15 protein-coding genes and 3 pseudogenes are annotated in these 21,242 nt (G+C 66.5%); 12 read left to right on the top strand and 6 right to left on the bottom strand.

The genetic code is table 11. The annotated features are described in order from the left end of the window. Positions 1-15 precede the first annotated feature (15 nt). From AC3IFE_RS07665 to AC3IFE_RS07655, 3 genes and pseudogenes are all read left to right on the top strand, one after another. A pseudogene (locus AC3IFE_RS07665) lies at positions 16-423 on the top strand (RNA-guided endonuclease InsQ/TnpB family protein); the annotation flags it as partial. Between the two features lie 35 nt (positions 424-458). Continuing rightward, a complete protein-coding gene (locus tag AC3IFE_RS07660) occupies positions 459-2,015 on the top strand; it encodes a diguanylate cyclase domain-containing protein (protein WP_489190099.1) in 1,557 nt (518 codons plus the stop codon). Positions 2,016-2,267: 252 nt separating this feature from the next. Then, the gene (locus tag AC3IFE_RS07655; RefSeq protein WP_089469860.1) at positions 2,268-2,543 is read left to right on the top strand and encodes a hypothetical protein; all 276 of its coding nucleotides are present in this window, start codon (positions 2,268-2,270) and stop codon (positions 2,541-2,543) included. 272 nt (positions 2,544-2,815) lie between these two features. Here AC3IFE_RS07655 and AC3IFE_RS07650 read toward each other — a convergent pair whose 3' ends face one another. Further along, positions 2,816-2,947: an MFS transporter small subunit gene (locus tag AC3IFE_RS07650; protein ID WP_089469861.1), complete on the bottom strand. Its 132-nt coding sequence runs from the start codon at positions 2,945-2,947 to the stop codon at positions 2,816-2,818. An 18-nt stretch (positions 2,948-2,965) separates the two neighbouring features. Continuing rightward, a complete protein-coding gene (locus AC3IFE_RS07645) occupies positions 2,966-4,369 on the bottom strand; it encodes an L-lactate MFS transporter (RefSeq protein WP_489190098.1) in 1,404 nt (467 codons plus the stop codon). A 596-nt stretch (positions 4,370-4,965) separates the two neighbouring features. Here AC3IFE_RS07645 and AC3IFE_RS07640 point away from each other — a divergent pair. Next, complete coding sequence (locus tag AC3IFE_RS07640; protein WP_489190097.1) at positions 4,966-5,997, top strand: succinylglutamate desuccinylase/aspartoacylase family protein; 1,032 nt, start codon at positions 4,966-4,968, stop codon at positions 5,995-5,997. A gap of 59 nt (positions 5,998-6,056) precedes the next feature. Here AC3IFE_RS07640 and AC3IFE_RS07635 read toward each other — a convergent pair whose 3' ends face one another. Next, entirely contained in the window at positions 6,057-7,124 is a 1,068-nt protein-coding gene (locus AC3IFE_RS07635; RefSeq protein ID WP_489190153.1) for a hypothetical protein, read from the bottom strand. A 178-nt stretch (positions 7,125-7,302) separates the two neighbouring features. Between AC3IFE_RS07635 and AC3IFE_RS07630 the strand changes: the two genes are divergently transcribed. Together AC3IFE_RS07630 and AC3IFE_RS07625 are read left to right on the top strand one after the other, a co-directional pair. Further along, positions 7,303-8,223, top strand: coding sequence for a recombination-associated protein RdgC (locus tag AC3IFE_RS07630; RefSeq protein ID WP_489190096.1), 921 nt, complete (start codon positions 7,303-7,305; stop codon positions 8,221-8,223). Between the two features lie 258 nt (positions 8,224-8,481). Further along, positions 8,482-8,657 (top strand): annotated as a pseudogene (locus tag AC3IFE_RS07625) (ABC transporter substrate-binding protein); the annotation flags it as partial. A 48-nt stretch (positions 8,658-8,705) separates the two neighbouring features. On the opposite strand, the gene AC3IFE_RS07620 reads toward AC3IFE_RS07625, so the two are convergent. Together AC3IFE_RS07620 and AC3IFE_RS07615 are read right to left on the bottom strand one after the other, a co-directional pair. Further along, positions 8,706-9,266: a hypothetical protein gene (locus AC3IFE_RS07620; RefSeq protein ID WP_089469866.1), complete on the bottom strand. Its 561-nt coding sequence runs from the start codon at positions 9,264-9,266 to the stop codon at positions 8,706-8,708. Positions 9,267-9,414: 148 nt separating this feature from the next. Then, positions 9,415-10,139, bottom strand: a pseudogene (locus AC3IFE_RS07615) (type 2 periplasmic-binding domain-containing protein); the annotation flags it as partial. A 309-nt stretch (positions 10,140-10,448) separates the two neighbouring features. On the opposite strand from AC3IFE_RS07615, the gene AC3IFE_RS07610 reads away from it, so the two are divergent. From AC3IFE_RS07610 to AC3IFE_RS07600, 3 genes are all read left to right on the top strand, one after another. Further along, entirely contained in the window at positions 10,449-11,366 is a 918-nt protein-coding gene (locus tag AC3IFE_RS07610; protein WP_489190095.1) for an alpha/beta hydrolase family protein, read from the top strand. Further along, on the top strand, positions 11,363-11,794 hold the full coding sequence (locus AC3IFE_RS07605) for a MarR family winged helix-turn-helix transcriptional regulator (RefSeq protein ID WP_089469868.1): 432 nt from the start codon (positions 11,363-11,365) through the stop codon (positions 11,792-11,794). Before AC3IFE_RS07610 ends, AC3IFE_RS07605 begins: the two co-directional genes overlap by 4 nt. Positions 11,795-12,259: 465 nt before the next feature. Then, on the top strand, positions 12,260-13,705 hold the full coding sequence (locus tag AC3IFE_RS07600; RefSeq protein ID WP_489190094.1) for a sialidase family protein: 1,446 nt from the start codon (positions 12,260-12,262) through the stop codon (positions 13,703-13,705). Positions 13,706-13,775: 70 nt separating this feature from the next. Here the strand turns inward: AC3IFE_RS07600 and adhP are convergent, their stop codons facing one another. Next, entirely contained in the window at positions 13,776-14,804 is a 1,029-nt protein-coding gene (adhP, locus tag AC3IFE_RS07595) for an alcohol dehydrogenase AdhP (protein WP_089469870.1), read from the bottom strand. A 428-nt stretch (positions 14,805-15,232) separates the two neighbouring features. Here adhP and AC3IFE_RS07590 point away from each other — a divergent pair, with 428 nt between their 5' ends. The 3 genes from AC3IFE_RS07590 (at position 15,233) to otsA (ending at position 21,201) form a co-directional block, all read left to right on the top strand. Then, positions 15,233-17,317 (top strand): TonB-dependent receptor, encoded by a 2,085-nt coding sequence (locus AC3IFE_RS07590; RefSeq protein WP_489190093.1) that lies wholly within the window; start codon positions 15,233-15,235, stop codon positions 17,315-17,317. A 457-nt stretch (positions 17,318-17,774) separates the two neighbouring features. Continuing rightward, positions 17,775-19,394: a methyl-accepting chemotaxis protein gene (locus tag AC3IFE_RS07585; RefSeq protein ID WP_489190092.1), complete on the top strand. Its 1,620-nt coding sequence runs from the start codon at positions 17,775-17,777 to the stop codon at positions 19,392-19,394. 400 nt (positions 19,395-19,794) lie between these two features. Beyond that, positions 19,795-21,201 carry an alpha,alpha-trehalose-phosphate synthase (UDP-forming) gene (otsA, locus tag AC3IFE_RS07580; RefSeq protein WP_301737764.1) on the top strand — a complete coding sequence of 469 codons (1,407 nt, stop codon included), beginning with the start codon at positions 19,795-19,797 and terminating at the stop codon, positions 21,199-21,201. Positions 21,202-21,242: the final 41 nt, after the last annotated feature.

The raw sequence follows: 21,242 nt of genomic DNA, 5'->3' as shown, positions 1-21,242 counted from the left end.
GTTAAAATGGCCGGCATGATCCTTGTCTACCGCTACCGGGTGAAATCGCTCAACGGACTGCTCAACAAGCAGAGCCGTGCGGTGAACTACGTCTGGAACTTCTGCAATGACACGCAGAAGCATGCGCTCAAGTGGAGCAAGAAGTGGCCTACAGGATTCGACTTGAATGTGCTCACGACCGGCAGCAGCAAGGAACTCGGTATTCACTCCGGCACGGTCAACGCGACGTGCGAGCAATATGCGAACTCGCGCGGTCAGCACCGTCGGCCCTACCTGCGCTATCGCGGCAGGAAATCGCTGGGCTGGGTGCCGCTGAAGGGGCGTGATTTGAAGCGCGAAGGTGACGCGTTCCGTTTTGCCGGCAACACCTTCCGCGTGTTCAACAGCCGACCGCTTCCCGAAGGCAAGATCAAGGATGGGTCGCCAGCCATCGAGACATCGTGTCGAGGTCGACAATCATGGCAGTCAGCGCGTCTCTCCTGAACTCCGTTCTCGCCACTCCCCCCTCCGGCAACCACCGCGTGACGGCCGCGCTGCGTCCGTCGATGCTCGTGACGCTGTTCGAGGACGTGCGCCCGATGGCGCTGTCCGGACTCGCGAGCGGCTTCGTCGCGGCCGTCGCGCTGATCCGGCTGCAGCAGCTGTGGTGCCTCGCATGGCTCGTCGCCGACGTCGGCCTGCTCATTGCGCGCCTGTCGATCGCACGGGCCTACACGGTGCGGCGCAACGCCGGCGACGATCGCGCCGAATACTGGGCGATGCGCTATGCGCCGGTGTCGCTCGTTGCCTGCTTCGTGCTCGGCCTCGGCGTGATGGGCTGCGTGCAGGCCACCGACGTCGAACTCGGCACGCTGTCCGTGATGGTCGCGGGCGGCGTGTTCGGCGGGATCGCGTCGCGCAATTCGGCGCTGCCGCGGCTCGCGATGACGCAGGTCGTGCTCGGCGTGCTGCCGATCGGCGTCGGCGCGCTGCTGGCCGCTCGACCGGGCGCTTGGCTGCTGCTGCCGCCGCTCGCGATCTACCTCGCGGCGATGCGTACGGTCGTGCAGCGTCACTACCGCGTGCTCGTCGCGCTGATCGCCGCCCGCCAGCGCAATGCCGAACTGGTCGCGCGCTTCGACGCGGCCCTCACCTACATGCCGCACGGCCTGTGCATGATCGACGGCGACAGCCGCGTGATCGTCGCGAACCGGCGCACCGCGCAACTGTTCGGCTCGCCGCGCGAGATCATGCTCGATACGCCGCTGCCGGCCGTGGTCGCCGCGCTCGGCGCCCATGCCGCGACCGATCCCGGCGGCGCCGGCCTCGCCGCGCAGTGCGATGCGTGGCTGAGCCGCACCGAGCCCGGGCCGCTCGACATCGCGCTCGCCGACGGCCGCCAGCTCGAACTGACGCGCCACCGCGTGCCGGACGGCAACGCGGTGATCATCGTCGAGGACGTCACCGCGCGCCGCCAGACCGAACAGCATATCCGGCACCTCGCGCGGCACGATGCGCTGACGGGGTTGCCGAACCGCCACGAACTGCATGCGGCGCTCAAGCGGATGCTCGCGCGCCGGCCGCGACTGCCGAGCCCCGCGCTCGCCGTCATGTATCTCGACCTCGACGGCTTCAAGTCGATCAACGATCGCTTCGGCCACCAGGCCGGCGACGAACTGCTCACGCAAGTGGCCGAGCGGCTCGGCAAGACGCTGCCGCCGGGCGAGCTCGCCGCACGCATCGGCGGCGACGAATTCGTCATCGCGATCGACGACACGACGATGCAGGCGTGCTCGATCCTCGCCGCGCGGATCATCCGGCAGATTTCGGCGCCGTACGTACTGTCGATCGGCGAGACCGTCTGTATCGGCATCAGCATCGGCATCGCGCTCGACGACGGGCACGGCTCGCCCGACGAGCTGATCCGGCAGGCCGACAGCGCGCTGTACGACGCGAAGTCGGCCGGCAAGGGCATCTACTGCTTCTACTCGAGCGGCAGCGGCAGCCGCCGCATGGCGCCGGCCGCCGCGACCTGAGCCGCCGCGCGCGCCGCGCATCCGCCCTTTCCGGGCCTGCCGCCGCTTCCCGACGATTCAATTCCGAAACGCTTTGCGGGTTCGCACGTGGCGCCGCGCGTTCGCATGTCACGTGACGTGTTCCGTAACATCGCCGGCCGGCACCCGGCACGATGACGGCAGAAGCCCGCACGATCAAAGCAGAGGGCGGCATTTACCGGCTGGCATTCTTATTGCTTCTTGATGGGGAAAGAACGTTTCAGGGAGCCCAACATGAATACCGTCGACGTCCTCGCGCAAACCGACATCATCGACGAACAGGCGGTGATCGACGGCGCATCGCTGATCCGCCGGCTCGTGTCCGACCGCCGGATGCCGGCCGCGTACGAAGCCGCATGCATCGACAATCCGCCGCTCACGCTGTACGGCGCGTTTCGCCAGGGCGTCGCCGATCACGCCGCGCGGCGGGCGAATCCGTATCGCGCCGGCAGCCGTTTCTGGGCACTGTGGGAAGAAGGACGTCTCGAAGCTGAAACATCCGGCCGGTGAGCCCGTTGCACGCGCCGATCCTGTCGCGACAAGGGATCGGCGCGAACTCGGATGCGCGAATGCTGCCGGCCTGAGCGCCGGCGTGCGTCACCGCTGCAACATCCGCGTCGTCTAACGGGGCCTCTCGCCGGTCGAGAAGAACGCGGGCAATCGCGACCGGCGTTGGATGCAACGACATCGATCATCGGCCGATCCCGACAGGGTCACCCCAGCGCGCACCGCACGTGGATGCCCGACGCCGCCCCCCATCCGGCTGCCGCGCGCCCTTCCCTTCAGCCGAACAACTTCATCGCCGTCGTCAACGTATTCACCACGCCCCAAGCCAGCGGCACCAGCACGTACAGCCAGAACACGGCCAGCATCGCCTTGTTGGTCGGACGAACGGCAGTCACGGTTTGATTCATTTCGAGCGTCTCCAGAATTTATTTGCCGGCTTCGAGCTGCGCATCGGTCATGTGATGGCGCTCGTTCACGTGCTTGACGAACAGGTTGCAGACGAAACCGATCACGAGCAGCGCCGCCATGATGTGAACCGTCATCGTGTATGCGTCGGCCTTCACGACGCCGTGCGCAACTTCATACGCGCGGATGTAGTTCACCAGCACCGGCCCCGCGATACCCGCCGCGGCCCACGCGGTCAGCAGGCGTCCATGAATCCCGCCGACGTACGCGGTCCCGAACATGTCCGCGAGATACGCCGGCACCGTCGAGAACCCGCCGCCATACATCGACAGAATCAGGCAGAACGTCAGCACGAACAACGCGATCTGCCCCGACGACGCAAACAGCGGCGCGCAGAAATACAGCACCGCGCCGAGCGCGAAGAAAATGAAATACGTGTTCTTGCGGCCCACCCAGTCCGACGCCGACGCCCAAACGAAGCGCCCGCCCATGTTGAACAACGACAGCAGCCCGACGAAGCCGGCCGCGGCAGCCGCGCTCACCGCCCCCTTGAAACTTTCCTGAATCATCACCGACGCCTGCCCGATGATGCCGATCCCGGCGGTCACGTTGAGGAACAGCACGAGCCAGATCAGATAGAACTGCGGCGTCTTCAGCGCTTCGTCGATGTGCACGTGATTCGACGTGATCATCTTGTTCTTCGTCACCGCGGGCGGCGTCCAGCCGGCCGGCTTCCAACCGGCGGGCGGCACGCGGATCGCGAGCGCGCCGATCGACATCGAGATGAAGTACGCGATGCCGAGCACGATGAACGTCTCCGCGACGCCGACGCTCGTCGCGCTCTTGAAGTGATTCATCAGCGCGACGGACAGCGGGGCGGCGATCATCGCGCCGCCGCCGAAGCCCATGATCGCCATCCCGGTCGCCATCCCGCGGCGATCGGGAAACCAGCGGATCAGCGTCGAGACCGGCGACACATAGCCGAGCCCCAGTCCGATGCCGCCGACCACGCCGTAGCCGACGTACAGCAGCATGATCTGGTGCGTCTTCACGCCGAGCGCGGAAATCAGGAAGCCGCCGCCGAAGCAGCATGCCGCCGTGAACATGGTGCGACGCGGGCCGACCCGTTCGAGCCACTTGCCGGCGAAGGCCGCCGACAAGCCGAGGAAGAAGATCGCGAGCGAGAAGATCCAGCCAAGCGTCGTCAGCGACCAGTCGCCGGGCGCGGAGTCGGTGACGCCGATCACTTTCGTGAGCGGGCCGTTGAATACGGAGAACGCGTAGGCCTGCCCGATGCACAGATGCACGGCCAGCGCCGCGGGTGGCACCATCCAGCGCGAAAACCCCGGTTGCGCGATGGTGGCTTCCTTCGAAAAGAAAGGCGCGGCGCCCGCACGGGCGCCTCGCTCGATAACGCTGCTCATCAGTGGTGTCTCCGTTGGGGATCGTGTGCGATCCGTTTTGTATGTCGGCGTCTCGACCGGACGCTGTCGCCGCTCGTCTGGCGGGGGCGCCGCCTTATATGAAACATGCATTCATATTGAACGTCGCGCCAGGTCAATTCGCCGGCCGTTTTTGGCATCGGCCTTGATGAACTTAGTGCATCAAAACTGCATGTTCAATATGCAATTTTTTATCCTATTCGCGATGACCCGGCGGGCGACGCGGATCGGGACATGCTTGAATACCTGCCGGCCGCCGCCCGACCGGCCGCGGCGGCGGCATCGGCAAGCGGCCTCACGGGATATCGCTTGTCGCGTGACCACGACCGATGTGGTCCTCTAAATCACGCGACGGATGGGCGCGACGGGCCATCGGATGCGGCTCCCGTGTCGTGCATCGCGGCCATCGGCACACTCTCCGCCGCGCGTGCGTGCACGCATGAATGGGGATCAGCCCGGTATGGGAACCGTATTTCGATCGACACGTGCCGGCGTTCGGCACTGAACGCGCCCGGCGCGGCGCGCAGCGCTCGTTTCCTCTATAAGATGGCAGATTCCGTTCATCGAACGACGCTGCCATGACTTCCTCCTCCCCCCGAAATCCCATTCACTGCGAAATCGATCTCGACGCGCCAGGCAAGCACGCGGGCTACCTGCGGCTGCCGCACTCGGTGCACCGCTCCGCGTACGGCTGGCTGCCGATCCCGATCGCGTCGATCCGCAACGGCGACGGCCCGGTCGCGCTCGTGATGGCCGGCAACCACGGCGACGAGTACGAAGGCCAGATCATCGTGTCGCAACTGATGCGCGAGATCGAACCCGACATGGTCAGCGGCCAGTTGATCCTGCTGCCGATGGCGAATTTCCCGGCGGCGGACGCGGGCCTGCGCGTGTCGCCGCTCGACGGTGGCAACCTGAACCGCAGTTTTCCCGGCGAGCCGACCGGCACGCCGACGCAGATGATTGCCCACTACATCGAGCACGCGCTACTGTCGCGCGCGCAGTACCTGGTCGACCTGCATTCGGGCGGCAGCTCGCTGCTGTACCAGGGCGGCAACATGCTCGCGATCGATCCGCTCGACGCCGACGAAGCGGAGAAGCTCCACGGGCTGCTGGTTGCGTTCGGGTTGCAGAACGCGCTGCTGCACGCGCCGAATCCCGTGCATTCGGCGTCGGCCGCGCGTCGGCAAGGCGCGATCTCGATCGTCACCGAACTCGGCGGCGCCGGCATGGCCGATCCGTCGCTGATCCGGCTCGGCCGCCAGGGGCTGCTGCATTACCTCGGCTATATCGGGCTGCTGCACGGCGTGCTCGTGCCCGACGCGCCGCCGACCGTCACGCGCTTCATGCGCGTCGACGGCGATCGCCATTTCGTTTATGCGTACGAGCGCGGGCTGTATGAGCCACTCGTCGAACTCGGCGACCAGGTAAAAGCCGGGCAGCCGGCCGCGCGGGTGCATTTCCCCGATACGCCGTTGCGCGAACCGGTGCTGCACCGCTTCAACGGCGATGGCGAAGTGGTGTGCAAGCGGGTGCCCGCGCAGGTCCAGCGCGGGGATTGCCTGTTTCAGCTGGCGGAGTTGTCGACGCCGCCGCGCGTCATCGAGTGAGGCAGCCGACTGACGCGTTCATGACCGTCGTGCGCGGATGCCGATGCTGCACGCTGCCGTCAGCCGGACGACGCCGGCGACTCGCTCCCCTGCGCAACGCCGCATTGATGGCAATGCGGGAAGAAGAAGAAATTCCGGCCGCCGCATTCGCATACGTTGAAAAGCCTCAATCCGCAATGCACGCAGAACGTGGAGTCGTCGCCGCCGAGATTCCATTGTTTGTCGCATGACGGGCAGCGCTTTTTCTCGAGCGACCGGACGGCTTTTTCGTATCCGATCGTGCGTGCACGTTCGCCCCGGTCCTGCTGCAATTCGAGCCGTTTGCGTTCGGCATAGCGCTGAAATGCCTTCATCATGTAAAGGCCGGCGAATACCGTCAGCACGATACCGACCAGGACCCGCACATAGCCGCCGAAATTCGGCAGGTACGGCACCAGTTCAATGAAAAACGCGCTCAATGCAAACAGGCCGAAACCGTATACGAACGGCCAGTAGCGCGCCTTCCGGTAGCGGATGAACAGCCAGGTCGCAACGAGCAGGATCGGCAGTGTCAGCGCGAGTCGCAGCCCGAACACCTGCATCTCGTAGCGCCGGGTCGCGTCGTCGAAGCGCCGTTCGGCGGCTGCGTCCGCTTCGGCGATTTGCGTGTCGACTCGAGCCTGCTGCGATGCCAGTGCCCGTTGCTGGTCGCCGATCGCGTCGATCTGATGCTGCCAGTTGACCACCACGGCCTGGAGCGTATCGAGCTTGCGGGTTCTCGCCAGAATGTCCGGATCTCTCGCCCCATCCCCTGTCACCGCGCGGGTGGCCAGCCAGTTGCGGAAGCTTTCCTTCTCGGCCGCGTATTCCTTCGCGGCTCGGCCGCGCGCCACTTCCATCGTGTCGGCCTTCTCGGCAAGCGCGTCGCGCTGCGTCTGCAGTTGGCGCCGCGCCGCGTCCAGCCGCGCTTTCGCTGGCGCATCGGCGAACTGCTCGATGACCGGCGGACCGCCCCTCGGGGCGAACGCCATGTCGCGGATCACGAGACTGCCGAGCATGTTCAGAAAAACGGCGAAGATGATCGCAATCGCCCAGGAGGCGAGTCGCAGGAGCCGCGCCGGGCTGGTCAGGCCGTCGCCGGAAGTCATCATTGTTTTTGCCCTCTTGTTGGAATGGCTTTCATTGTCATCAATCCTGACGCAGCCGTCGATGGTCTCTCTTTTCCGATAGCGGGACTGCCCACGATCGTGGATCGATGCATCAAATGTCCGCAACTGGCCGCTAACCGCCTCGTCAGCTAGAATGTCGCGCTTTGCCCGTACGCCTATGTGGTTCAAGAACCTTCAGCTTCATCATCTTCCCGCGCCCTGGGCCGTTACCCCCGACCAGATGGAAAAATGGCTGGCGCCCCACGCGTTCCAGCCGGGCGGCAGCGTCGAGATGCAGCGTGCCGGATGGGCGTCGCCGCGTGACGACGGCGCGCTCGTGTATTCGAACAACCGGCAGATGCTGCTGCTGTTTCGTGCCGAAAAAAAACTGCTCCCGGCGTCGGTCGTCAATCAGGTGACCAAAGCGCGCGCCCTCGAAGTCGAGGAGCAGCAGGGCTTCAAGGTCGGCCGGAAGCAACTGCGCGAACTCAAGGAACAGGTGACCGACGAACTGCTGCCGCGCGCATTCAGCATTCGCCGCGATACCCGCGTGTGGATCGACACGGCGAACGGCCGGCTCGTCATCGATGCGGCGGCCCAGGCGCTTGCCGACGACGTTCGCAGCCTGCTCGTGAAATCGATCGACCCGTTGCCGCTCGCCGGCGTTCAGGTGGCGCGCTCGCCGGTCGCCGCGATGACGGACTGGCTGCTGTCCGGCGACGCGCCGGGCGGATTCACCGTCGATCAGGACGCCGAGCTGCGCTCGAGCGGCGAAGGCGGCGCCACGGTGCGATACGTCGGCCACGCGCTGGAAGCGAACGACATGCGCCGGCACATCGAAGCCGGCAAACAGTGCATGCGCCTCGCGATGACCTGGGATGACCGGATCTCGTTCGTGCTGACACCGTCGCTGACGATCAAGCGCGTCACGCCGCTCGACGTGATCAAGGAGGCAGCGGATCCCACCGCGCAGAACGACGATGAACGCTTCGATTCGGATTTCACGCTGATGACGGGTGAATTGGCGCGGATGCTGACCAGCCTTGTCGAGATCCTGGGCGGCGATCGGCAGGACGCGATTCCTCAGGCGGCAGCCTGAACGCCGTCGTCGTCGACGATCATCGCCTCGCGCTGACGCGACAATTCGAGGAACATCCGTCGCCACGCTGGCGGCGGACTCCGGCCTGGCACTCGCGCCCCTGACGGCCACGTGCCGAATGTCGCGTGAGCGGCATGGCGCGTTGAGCCGGTAACCAGATGGGAGCGGCGTGCCGGCGGGGAGGCGCTATCGGCGCGCGGCGAATTCGCGCGCTACCCGGCCGAACCGTTCGCGCCGCCCGACGGCGCGTTCGTGCTAAATGCGGATGTCGCGATCGCGACGCGTCGCGGCAGCGGGCTCGCGCCCGCGCTGACGCTCGCGCCAATGCGCTGATCGGCAACGGCCGCGACGGGCAGGCGCTCGCGCGCTGGGGATTGCAGAGCGAGGCGATCGCACGGGCGCAGACCAATCCGCCGGGGTTGCCGTCGTTCTGACGCGCGGCAGCGCGGCGCGCCAATCCGGCCAGGTTTCGGCGAGGTCCGTCACGGGCAGCGCGGCGCGCGAGCCAGGTCCACGTCGGTCGTCGACACCTGCTTGCCGTTCACATGCAGTTGCCGCAGCTTGGCCTCGATTCCCCATTTCGCTTCGTAGGGGAACACTTCATAGTCGAGACCGGGTTGCGGCACGAACGACCGCGCAACATGCTCGACGCGCTGGCTGATGGTGGTCGTGCCCGCCGCGCCCATGTCGATGATCCGCTGTCCGCCGATCTGAAACGTCATCGTGAGCGGCAGGTTCGCCTTGACCACGTACTCGTCGTAGTACTTGTATGCGTCATCCGGCAGCGGCATGCCGATCGTCGTGTTGCCCGCCAGTGCACGCGTAAAACCCGGCACGGCTACATCCATGCCGGGCGGCCCCTTGAGAAACCAGTCGTCGGTCGGTTCGCAGGTGGTGTTGAAATAAAAATGGGAACTGGCGCCCAGATACACCCGAATCCGCGCTTCCGTTGCCGGATCGTACGCGCCACCACGATTCGCCCCGGTATTCGCACAACCGGCCAGCACCCCGCATGCCAGTAAAACCCCTGCCATCTTTCGCATCGATTGCTTCGCTTCGTTATTCGATTTCTGATTTCGAATCGTAAGACGGCGCTACCCGTGCGGCGCCTCGCGATCCCGCTCTCGTCGGCCATGGCCCATGGTCCGATTCGCGGATTGTAACCGGCGGCGGTTCAGCCCCGACTCGGGGAGGCGCCGCGAACGCGCCCGCATACGAGCGGTCGAGTAGCTTCGACGTGTCGTACGCAGCCGGAATCACGCCTGACTTGTGCAGGAAGTCGGCCGTGTTCTGCGCATCCTTCGCGGCCGTCTCGTCAACCGGGCTCACGCGCTGTTTCGCGTTGTCGAGCCAGCGATACGCGACGTCGGCTTCGAGATTCGCGCGTTTCGCCCACAGGTCCGCGTACTCGCGCGGATGGCTGTCGACCCACTGGCGCGCGGCCACCACGCGCCGCAGGAAATCGGTGATCTCGGCGCGCTTGCGCGACGCGGCCTGCTCGTTCGCGGCGACGAAGCTCAGCGCCGGCATCAGCCCCTGCGCGGTCGTCACGGGCCGCGCGCCCTGCCGCAACGCGAGCGTGCTGACGAACAGCTCCCACCGCGATACCGCATCGACCGAGCCGTTCGCGAGCGCGTTGGCCGCGTCGATCGGCATCAGGTACGCAGCGCGGAATCGCCGAGGAAGCCGAGGTCGATCGCGTTGCCGTTCAGGCTTTCGGCCACCGGCGCGGCGGCCTGGAAGTGCTTCCATTCGATCGTGTACGGCAGGTCCTTCAGCACGCCGGACGCTTCCATCGACGCCTGGGTGTTGAAGTCGTTCTGTTCACCGACGCGCAGCGTGACGGTGTCCTTGGCGATGCCCGGCTGCGCGGCGAGCGCCAGCAAGAGCGCCGTGACGATTCGGCTCAGCAACATGATCCTCCGGAAAGTTGGCGGGCAGCCGCGCGACGGCGGCGACGCCCTTTTGTCCGTTTTGTCCGCCGTGCGAAACCGCCGGCGAGATGGATGGAACCGGTGAAGATCTGTCGATCCACGACATGACACAAATGCAATCTTCTTCTCTGCAAAGATGCAAATATTTTATGAAGTACGCGTGCATGCCCGGTGCTCGCCGCCGGCCGCCGCCCCGTGAAGTTCGAAGAATTCCTCGACGGATATTTCGTGCGCGAAATAAATTCCCGATTATATTTCGCATACGAAATAACTGCCCGAGCGAGCACGACCATGCCCTCCCAACCTATCGAGTTTTCCGCTGCGGACGGCTACGTGCTGCACGGCACGCTGTGGTCGCCGGACGCGACACCGTGCGCGCTGGTCCTGATCCATCCGGCGACGGCCGTGCCCGAGCGGCTGTACGCGGGCTTCGCGCGGTTCCTGACCGAGCGCGGTTTCGCGGCGCTGACCTACGACTATCGCGGCATCGGCGCATCGCGGCCCGCGCGCCTGGGCGCGCTGCGGGCCCGCATGCGCGACTGGATGGAACTCGACGTGGGCGCCGCGACCGCGTGGGCGCGGCACGCCTATGAAGGGTTGCCGCTGCTGGCGGTCGGCCACAGCGTCGGCGGGCACGCGATCGGCCTGTCCGGCGCGACGCCGCATCTGCGCGCGGCCGTGCTGGTCGCCGCGCATGCGGGCAGCACGCGGCTGATCGCGCACGCGGCCGAACGCCTGAAGGTGCGGCTGATCCTGCGCGTGCTCGGCCCGCTGACGTCCGCGCTGCTCGGCTACGTGCCCGGCAGGCGGCTCGGGCTCGGCGAGGATCTGCCGGCCGGCGTGTTCCGCGAATGGAGCCGCTGGACGACGCTGCCGCACTACTTCTTCGACGATCCGACGCTCGGCGCGGCCGAACGCTTCTCGAAGCAGCAGTTGCCGATCCTCGCGCTCGGCTTCGACGACGATCCGTGGGCGAACCCGGCCGCGATCGGCCTGCTGGTAAGCTATCTGACCCGCGCGAAGGTCGAGCGCCGTCAGATCGATCCGCGCGCGGCGGGCAGCGGCCCGGTCGGGCACATGGGCTTCTTTCGCAGCCGGCCCGGCGTCGTGCTGTGGCCGGACGTCGCCGACTGGCTCGCGCAGGCGCTCGACACGCCACGCGCCGCGGGCCGTCCCTCCCTTTCCATTGCAGCTGGGAACCCAGCTTGAGCGAAGACCGACGACTGTTTTTCCTGTTGAACATCGGCCAGCGGCGCGTGCAGCGCTGGATCGACCGCAAGGCCGAGGCCGACACGCGCGCGAGCGCCGCGCAGGCCGGTGCGCTGTTCTGTCTCGCGAAGCAGGACGGCGCGCTGATCGGCGAAGTCGGCGCCGCATTGCAGCTTGCGCCCTCCGCGATGACGGGGCTCGCCGACCGGATGGCGAAGGCCGGCCTCATTACGCGTCACGCCGATTCGGACGACGGCCGCGCAACGCGGCTGTACCTGACCGACGAAGGCCACGCGGCACTCAAGCGTGCGCGTGTGCTGCTGCGCGAACTCAACGGCAAGCTGTGCGACGGCTTCTCCGACGACGAACTCGACGTCGTCGCGCGCTGGCTGCACGCATTGCAGGAGCGGTTTCCGGCGGAGCGCTGAACAGCGCATCGCGCTCGCGACCGGCGCGCGCCGGCCTCCATCGCAAGCGATTGCGATTCGCGTCTTCGATTCGACTTTCATGCCGCTGCAACGGCAAATGCAACGGCAAATCTTGCGTGCCGGCCACCGGCTTCCGGCAACGCTTTCCGGCTACGTCCTGTTACAAAAAACCGCCTGTCGCGCGACATTCGAATCGCCTACATTGCAATCCACTTCGACACATTCGTCGCATGCCCGGACTGGCGTTCCCGTCGGGTCGACATCGCAGACACACCCGACAAGCATTGAAAACGAAGAGGAGTCTTAACCGAAGCGCTGGCGGCATCCAGCGCACGCGGATGGCGATGACTGAAGCGGCACGCTGAATGGCACGTCACGACGTGCGCGGCACGATTGACCGCGCCCCGGCTCGCGTCGTCTCGTCGTGCCCCGCCATCGCGTTCGCACCTCACCGAGGAGTCGTCCATGCGACGCATGATCGTGTCCCATCCGCTTGTCACCCGCCTGTCCGCCGCGATGGCGCTGGCCGCCGCTGCCGCCGCGCATGCCGAGCCCGTCGTCGTGTCCGGCCCGAGCCCGTTCGCCGCGTGCACCATCGGCGGCCCCGGCACCAACTACGTGAATGCAGAAGTCGAACCGTGGCTCGCGGTCAACCCGGCGAACCCGAACAACATGATCGGCGTGTGGCAGCAGGACCGCTGGTCGAACGGCGGCGCCCACGGGCTCGTCGCCGGCTACACGTTCGATGCGGGCGCAACCTGGGCGCGCACGCCGCAGCCGTTCAGCGCCTGCGCGCCGGGCGGGCTCAAGTACGAACGTGCGTCCGATCCGTGGGTCTCGTTCGGGCCGGACGGCACCGCTTACTCGGTGTCGATCTCGTTCAATCAGTCGAACAACGCCAACGCGGTCGGCGCGTCGGTGTCGACCGACGGCGGGCAGACGTGGAGCAACCCGGCCGTGCTGATCGCGAACGACGAGCCGACGACGCAGTTCTTCAACGACAAGGAATCGGTGACCGCCAACCCGTTGAAGGCCGGCACCGCATATGCGGTATGGGACCGCCTCGAACTGCCGAACGGCAACCCGTACGCGAACCTGCACACGCAGGCGTACCGCGGGCCGACGCTGTTCTCGAAGACGACCGACGGCGGCAAGACGTGGAGCGCCGCGAAGGTCATCGTCGACGTGCCGTCGCGCCAGCAGACGATCGGCAACCAGATCGTCGTCGATCCAAAGAGCGGCACGCTCTACGATTTCTTCGACCTGATCCAGCAGCCGTTCAACAAGGCGGCCGGCAAGGTCGCGTTCGTCAAGTCGACCGACGACGGCGCGACGTGGACCAAACCGCGGATCATCGCGGGGCTGCAGACGGCCGGCGTCACGGATCCGAACACCGGTGAACCCGTGCGCACCGGCGACATCATTCCGGAGCCGGCGATCGACCCGGCATCCGGGCAGCTCTACGTCGCGTGGCAGGACAGCCGCTTCAACGGCGGCGCGTACGACGAGATCGCGCTATCGACGTCGAAGGATGGCGGCGCGACCTGGAGCGCGCCGCAACAGGCGAACACGCCGACCGGGCGCCCCGCGTTCAATCCGTCGGTGCGCGTCGACAACACGGGGGCGGTCATGGTCACGTACTACGACTTCCGCGACCTGCAGGCCGGCAACACGACGACGCTGCCGACCGGCTTCTGGCGCAAGATCTCGCACGACGCCGGCGCCACGTTCGCCGACGAGCGGCGCGTCGGCGGCCCGTTCGACATGAAGCTCGCGCCCAACGCCGAAGGGTTCTTCATCGGCGACTACCAGGGGCTCGACGTGCTCCCGTCGTCGTCGTTCCATCCGTTCTTCGTCCAGACCAACGCGGGCAACCTGACGAACCGCACCGACGTATTCTTCGCGCCGTGATGCGAGGATGACCGTCACGCCGCCGCCGCGATGCCATGCGTCGCGCGGCGGCATGCGCACGTTCACGGCATCAATGCATGTCGGTCAGCACGATGCGGCCGTCGACCTTCCCTTCCCGCAGCTTCGCGAATACGTCGTTGATGTTGGCGAGCCGGTCGCGATGGATGTGCGCGCGCACCAGGCCTTCCGCCGCGAAATCGAGCGACTCCTGCAGATCGCGCCGCGTGCCGACGATCGACCCGCGCACGGTGATGCCGTTCAGCACGGTCGAGAAGATCGGCAACGGGAAATCGCCCGGCGGCAAGCCGTTGAGCGCCACCGTGCCGCCGCGACGGACCATCCCGAGCGCCTGCGCGAACGCGCTGCGCGACACGGCCGTGACGAGCACGCCATGCGCGCCGCCGATTTCCTTCTGAAGCACTTTCGCCGGGTCGTCGACCGACGCATCGATCGTCAGGTGCGCGCCCAGTTGCCGCGCCAGCGCGAGCTTGTCGGGCGAGATGTCGATGGCGGCGACGTGCAGGCCCATCGCACGCGCATATTGCACGGCCACGTGCCCGAGACCGCCGATGCCGGAGATCGCGAGCCACTGGCCCGGCCGCGTGTCGGTGACGCGAATGCCCTTGTAGACCGTGACGCCCGCGCACAGGATCGGCGCGATCTCGTCGAACGCCACCTGCGCGGGCAACTGGCCGACGTAATCGGGATCGGCCAGCACGTATTCCGCGTAGCTGCCGTTCACCGAATAGCCGGTGTTCTGCTGGCCATGGCACAGCGTTTCCCAGCCCGTGCTGCAGTACTCGCAATGGCCGCAAGCCGTGTAGAGCCACGGCACGCCGACGCGATCGCCCTCGCGCACGTGGGTGACGCCCGCGCCGACCGCCGCGACGATCCCGACGCCTTCGTGGCCCGGGATGAACGGCAGGGACGGCTTGACGGGCCAGTCGCCGTCGGCCGCGTGCAGATCGGTATGGCAGACGCCCGACGCCTTGATGTTGACGAGAATCTGGCCCGGCCCCGGTGCGGGGATCGGGACTTCCTCGATGCGCAACGGCTCGCCGAACGCGTGTACCACGGCCGCTTTCATGGTCTGGGTCATGCGTTGCTCCTGTCTGGTCGATGAGCGACCCAGTATCCGGTTTCGGCATCGGCGCACGTTGATACGCGTCAACGCATCGGAACGGATCGGATGCAACGGCCGACATGGCTTCGCCACGAGCGGCGTCGTGGGCGTCGTGCGGCGCGAAAGCCCGACCCAGCGCACGCACGCCGCTTCGCCGCCCACGCGACCATTTCACCGATCCGACAGAAAGCCGACGGAATCCCGCCATTCGGCTTGGAATTTGAAATGATATAACATATCATTTCGCGTGCTCGTCCGCCTGACGCCGTCCGAACCCAGGTGGCCGGGCCTCGCCGAGCGATGTTCCAACGGGTCATTGCGCGTCACATACGCAACAATATATCGTATCCAGCGGTGACCCGCATCGCTCGTTATCCGATCCGATTCCAACCGATTCACCGACCATGCGCGACCTTCCTCGCTTACCGCTTCGCCCGCTCTCGTCCCTGTCGTTGATCCTGTTCGCCGCCGCGGCTCATGCGCAGGCCGATGCGCCCGCCGCGTCCGGCACACCCACGCCGGCCGCCGCGCCGCTCGCGCCGATTTTCGTGACCGCGAACCCGCTCGGCGACACCGAACTGATCGCGCCGACCGTCCAGCTTTCGGGCGATGCGCTGACGCGCCGCCAGGCCGATTCGCTCGGCGAAACGCTCAACGGGTTGCCCGGCGTGTCGACCACCACCTACGGGCCGATGGTCGGCCGTCCGATCATCCGCGGGATGGACGGCGACCGGATCCGGCTGCTGCAGAACGGCGTCGCGGCCTACGACGCGTCGTCGCTGTCGTACGACCATGCGGTGCCCGAGGATCCGCTGTCGATCGAGCGCGTCGAGATCGTGCGCGGCCCGGCCGCGCTGCTGTACGGCGGCAACGCGGTGGGCGGCGTGGTCAACACGATCGACAACCGGATTCCGCGCGAGGCGATCGAAGGCGTGACCGGCGCGCTCGACGCGCGCTATGGCGGCGCGAATTCGGTGCGCGCGGGGGCCGCGCAAGTCGAAGGCGGCAACGGCCGCTTCGCGTTCCACGTCGATGCGTTCGACCGCGAAACGAGCAAGCTGCGGATTCCCGGCTACGCGCGCAGCAGCCAGCAACGCGCGATCGACGGCCCCGACACGCCGCAACCGGAAGGCAACGTGCCGAACAGCGACGGGCGCGTGCACGGCGGCGCGGTCGGCGCGTCGTACACGTGGGCGGACGGCTTCGCCGGCCTCTCGTACAGCGGCTACGAATCGAACTACGGCTCCGTCGCGGAAAGCGACGTGCGGCTGCGGATGCGCCAGGAACGCCTCGCGTTCGCGTCCGAGGTACGCAACCTGAGCGGGCCGTTCACGAAGCTGAAGTTCGATTTCGCGTACACCGACTACCGCCACAAGGAAGTCGACAATGGCGAGACGGCGACCACCTTCCGCAACCGCGGCTACGAGGCGCGCATCGAGGCGCGCCATCGCAAGATCGGGCCATTCGAAGGCGCGATCGGCGTGCAGTTCGGCCAGAACACGTTCTCGGCCCTCGGTGACGAAATGCTCGTGCCGTCCACGCGCACCAACAGCGTCGCGCTGTTCGGCCTCGAGGAATGGCAGGTCGTTCCCGCGCTGAAGCTGAGCCTCGGCGGCCGCTTCGAGCACGTGAAGGTCGATCCCGATCCGGCCGGCGTCGAGAAATTCGCGGGTGCGCAGCCGCGCGACTTCAATGCGGGCAGCCTGTCGGCCGGCGCGCTGTTCTCGCTGACGCCGGTTTGGTCGGTCGCGGCGAACGTCGCGTACACCGAACGCGCACCGACCTTCTACGAGCTGTATTCGAACGGCCCGCACGATGCGACCGGCCAGTTCCTGATCGGCAACCCGAACGCATCGAAGGAAAAAGCCGTGTCGACCGACCTGTCGCTGCGCTATGCGAGCGGGCCGAACCGCGGCAGCATCGGCGTGTTCTACAACCGCTTCTCGAACTACCTGACCGAGTACAACACCGGCCGCGTGGTGGACGACGACGGCGAACCGGTCGCGCCGGGCACCGACGGCTCGCTGAACGAGGCGATCTATCGCGGCGTGCGCGCCGAGTTCTACGGCATCGAGCTGGACGGCAAGTGGCGCGCATTCGCACGGCGCGGCCACACGGTCGATCTCGAACTGACGGCCGACTACACGCACGCGCGCAATGTCGACACGGGTCAGCCGCTGCCGCGCATCGCGCCGCTGCGTGCGACGCTCGCGGCCGACTACGGTTACGGCCCGTTCGGTGCGCGGGCGCAGGTCACGCACGCGTGGTCGCAGCATCGCGTGCCCGACGACGATTTCTCGACCGACGGCTACACGTCGCTCGGCGTGATGCTGACGTACAAGTTCCGCGTCGGCCCCACGCACTGGCTCGCGTACCTGCGCGGCGACAACCTGACGAACCAGGAGATCCGCTACTCGACGTCGGTGGTGCGCGGCTTCGCGCCGGCCGGCGGCCGCAGCGTGATGGCCGGATTGCGCACCACGTTCTGACCTCACATGGCTCGCGGCGCCCGCCGCAGGCCCCGTCCGGCGTGCCGGCATGGCACGCCGGGGCCGTTCATTCCTTCATTGCGCCCGTCGGGCGGCGCACGCCGGTTCTCGATACCGGTTTCCGGACTCAATCCCCCGAAATTCCGCCGGTTATCCATAAATCAAAACACAACTCCCAGATGACTGTATTAAAGGGAGTGGTTTTTATTTCTCCAGCAAAAACAATTTCAAATTTCATGCATAAACCAGTGAATTACGGATGCATGCAACTTATTGATCTGGATCAATAACGCCTATCCGCAAAGCCCGCTTCAGTAAAAAAACGAACATCAGGGTTTTTGAAGGGTAAAGAATCATTCCGACTACCCGTTAAAGCCGGCACGAGCCCGTATCTGTCGAACGATAAATTCCAAATTGCCAACCACACGCGCAGGGGCACAACGTGAAAATCGCCAGAATGAGCATCAAAACAAAACTCCTTGGCGGCTTCGGCCTGCTCGCCGCAGTCGTCGTGATCGTGTCGGGCGTGGCCCTCAAGGCGCTGTCCGATACGAATACCGAGTTTTCACGCTACATGAACGGCATCAACGCGCGGGCGAACCTGTCCGCGCAAATCCGCACCGCGGTCGACCGGCGCGCGATCGCCGCGCGCAACCTCGTGCTCGTCACCCGGCCGTCCGACATCGAAGCCGAACTGGCCGAGGTGAACCAGGCGCACAAGGACGTGCAGGACCGTCTCGCGAAGCTCAAGGAACGCATGGCGAACGCGGCCGACACCTCCGATCGCGCACGCGAACTGGTGGCCGACATCGTGCGCATCGAGGCCCGCTACGGGCCCGTTGCGTTGCGCATCGTCGGGCTCGCGCAGGCCGGCAAGAAGGACGACGCGATCGCCGACATCGACGACAATTGCCGCCCGTTGCTCGCGCAACTGGTGCGTGCGACCGACGCCTATGCGACCTATACGCACGAACGCGAGATCGAGATCGCGCAGGCATTCGCGGATCGCTACACGGTGGAGCGCAACTTGCTGGCCGGCATCTGCCTGATTGCCGTCGCGATCGCGACCGGCGGCGGCCTGTGGCTGACGCGCAAGATCACGGCGCCGATCGGCTCGGCCGTGGACGTCGCGCGCACGGTGGCGAACGGCGATCTCGGCAGCCGCATCGAGGTACGCGGCAACGACGAAACGCGCGACCTGCTCGACGCGCTGCGGACGATGAACGAGCGGCTGATCGGCATCGTCGGCCGCGTGCGCGACTCGTCGAACAGCATCGCACACGCGGTGGGCGAAATCGCATCGGGCAACCTCGACCTGAGCCAGCGCACCGAGGAACAGGCTGCGTCGCTGCAGGAGACCGCGGCGACGATGGAGGAATTCACGTCGACGGTGCGCCTGAACGCGGAAAACGCGCAACAGGCGAGCACGCTCGCCGCGAATGCGTCGGACGTCGCGCAACGCGGCAGCTCGGTGGTCGGCCGCGTGGTCGACACGATGACGGAGATCGGCGACAGCTCGTCGAAGATCGCCGACATCACGGGCATCATCGAAGGCATCGCGTTCCAGACCAACATCCTCGCGCTCAACGCGGCGGTCGAAGCCGCTCGCGCGGGCGAACAGGGCCGCGGCTTCGCGGTCGTCGCGAGCGAGGTGCGCAATCTCGCGCAGCGCTCGTCGACGGCGGCCAAGGAAATCAAGGAACTGATCTCTGCATCGGTGCAGACGATCCGCGACGGCTCGGCGCTGGCGGGCGAAGCCGGCAAGACGATGTCCGACGTCACGCAGGCCGTCGCGCGCGTGACGGACATCATGGGCGAGATCGCGGCCGCGTCGGCCGAACAGAGCCGCGGCATCGACCAGGTGAACCTGACGATCACGCAAATGGACGAGACGACGCAACAGAACGCGGCGCTCGTCGAGGAGGCGGCGGCCGCATCCAAGTCGCTCGAGGCGCAGGGCCGCGAGTTGGCCGAAACGGTCGCCGCGTTCCGGATGCCGTCCGGCGTACATGGGGCGTCGCCGGGCACGCATGCGCGGGAAGCCGACCCGCGTCACTGGCAACCGGCTGCCGCGTAACGGCCTACGCTACGGAAACGAGGATGCGCATATCGTGCTGACGCATCCCTTCATCAGCACGATTCCCCGCGATTCGGCCGCTCGCCGCCCGCCCTTGCGCACACGGCGTTCGTCGCGTGCCGCAATTTTCGGTCCCGCTCGAACATCGTCCATGGCCGCACCGCCGTCATGGATATCGGCCGGCGTGCTCGGCCGCGCCATTCGTCGACACAGACTTTTAAAACGCACGAATGACGAGTATCCTAAAAAAGCACTTTTCGACCGGACGGCGAATCGCATGCCCTGACTCCCGTCCGATCGCCATGCGGCCCCGTCGTATCGCGCAGCGCGCGCCGATGGCGGCGTATGCCTCTCGCGCCCTGGCCGCACGACCCTTCCCCAACAATCGTCAGGAGAGCTGGTGAGCCGACTCGTCGTCGTATCCAATCGCATCGCAGATCCCCGTAAAGCCGCGGCCGGCGGGCTCGCCGTCGCCGTGAAGGACAGCCTGCAGGAAACCGGCGGCGTCTGGTTCGGCTGGAGCGGCAAGCTACGCGGCGGCGACGATCGCCCCACGCATGGCGACGACGTGCAGATCCAGAACGTCGGCGGCATTCAGCTCGCGACGGTCGATCTCGACCCGCAGGACTACGACGCTTACTATCTCGGCTATTCGAACAACGTGCTGTGGCCGGTGTTTCACTACCGGCTCGATCTCGCGCAGTTCGACCGGCGTTTCGCCGACGGCTACCGGCGCGTGAACCAGTTGTTCGCGCGCAAGCTGCGCACGCTGCTGCGCCCCGACGACGTCATCTGGGTTCACGACTATCAGCTGATTCCGCTCGCGGCCGAGCTGCGCGCGATGGGCTGCACGAATCCGATCGGCTTCTTCCTGCACATCCCGATGCCGCCGCCGCCGATCATGGCCGCGATCCCGGAACACGAATGGCTGATGCGCTCGCTGTTCGCGTACGACCTCGTGGGCTTCCAGACCGAATCGGATCTGCTCCACTTCGAGCATTACGTCGAAGCCGAAGCCGGTGCCGCGCGGCTGCCGGACGGCCGGCTGCGCGCGTTCGGCCGCACGTTGTCGGCCGGCGCGTTCCCGATCGGCATCAACGTCGACGAATTCGAGGCGCTCGCGCGCGATCGCGACGGCCTCGACATGTTCGAACGCATGCGCGACGAATATTCGCGCCGCCAGCTGCTGGTCGGGGTCGACCGGCTCGATTACACGAAAGGGCTGCCGCAGCGTGTGCATGCGTTCCGCGAGTTGCTCGAACAGTATCCGGAGAACCGCGACCGTGCGACGCTGATCCAGATCGCCGCGCCGAGCCGCGAGGATCTCGGCGCGTACGACGATCTGCGGCGCGAGATGGACAGCCTGTGCGGCGCGATCAACGGCGACTACGGCGAGCTCGAATGGATGCCGATGCGCTACATTCACCGCACCGTCGCGCGCAAGCGCCTGCCGGGCCTCTACCGCGCGAGCCGCGTTGCCCTCGTCACGCCGCTGCGCGACGGGATGAATCTCGTCGCGAAAGAGTTTCTCGCCGCGCAGGACGCGGCCGACCCCGGGGTGCTCGTGCTGTCGCGTTTCGCGGGCGCCGCCGAGCAATTGAAGTCCGCGCTGCTCGTCAATCCGTACGACACGCAAGGCACCGCGCAGGCGATCCAGCGCGCGCTCACGATGCCGCTCGAAGAGCGCCGGCAGCGTCACGCCGCGCTGATGGCGATCATGCGCAAGACCGACGTGCACTGGTGGCGCACGCGTTTTCTCGAAGCGCTCACCGAAGCGGCCGAAGTCGCGGCCGCGACTGAATCCTGACGCGCTGACGCGCGCTCACGCCCCCCATCGTCGTGCGTTCG

This window comes from Burkholderia sp. APQ4-4ca, assembly GCF_057837105.1.
This window is presented reverse-complemented; position numbering and strand designations above follow the sequence as displayed.

Excerpts from the sequence above, each read along its gene's own strand:
- AC3IFE_RS07660 (WP_489190099.1), top strand. The coding sequence starts at position 459 with ATGGCAGTCAGCGCGTCTCTCCTGAACTCCGTTCTCGCCACTCCCCCC.
- AC3IFE_RS07655 (WP_089469860.1), top strand. The coding sequence starts at position 2,268 with ATGAATACCGTCGACGTCCTCGCGCAAACCGACATCATCGACGAACAG.
- AC3IFE_RS07650 (WP_089469861.1), bottom strand. The coding sequence starts at position 2,947 with ATGAATCAAACCGTGACTGCCGTTCGTCCGACCAACAAGGCGATGCTG.
- AC3IFE_RS07645 (WP_489190098.1), bottom strand. The coding sequence starts at position 4,369 with ATGAGCAGCGTTATCGAGCGAGGCGCCCGTGCGGGCGCCGCGCCTTTC.
- AC3IFE_RS07640 (WP_489190097.1), top strand. The coding sequence starts at position 4,966 with ATGACTTCCTCCTCCCCCCGAAATCCCATTCACTGCGAAATCGATCTC.
- AC3IFE_RS07635 (WP_489190153.1), bottom strand. The coding sequence starts at position 7,124 with ATGACTTCCGGCGACGGCCTGACCAGCCCGGCGCGGCTCCTGCGACTC.
- AC3IFE_RS07630 (WP_489190096.1), top strand. The coding sequence starts at position 7,303 with ATGTGGTTCAAGAACCTTCAGCTTCATCATCTTCCCGCGCCCTGGGCC.
- AC3IFE_RS07620 (WP_089469866.1), bottom strand. The coding sequence starts at position 9,266 with ATGCGAAAGATGGCAGGGGTTTTACTGGCATGCGGGGTGCTGGCCGGT.
- AC3IFE_RS07610 (WP_489190095.1), top strand. The coding sequence starts at position 10,449 with ATGCCCTCCCAACCTATCGAGTTTTCCGCTGCGGACGGCTACGTGCTG.
- AC3IFE_RS07600 (WP_489190094.1), top strand. The coding sequence starts at position 12,260 with ATGCGACGCATGATCGTGTCCCATCCGCTTGTCACCCGCCTGTCCGCC.
- adhP (WP_089469870.1), bottom strand. The coding sequence starts at position 14,804 with ATGACCCAGACCATGAAAGCGGCCGTGGTACACGCGTTCGGCGAGCCG.
- AC3IFE_RS07590 (WP_489190093.1), top strand. The coding sequence starts at position 15,233 with ATGCGCGACCTTCCTCGCTTACCGCTTCGCCCGCTCTCGTCCCTGTCG.
- AC3IFE_RS07585 (WP_489190092.1), top strand. The coding sequence starts at position 17,775 with ATGAGCATCAAAACAAAACTCCTTGGCGGCTTCGGCCTGCTCGCCGCA.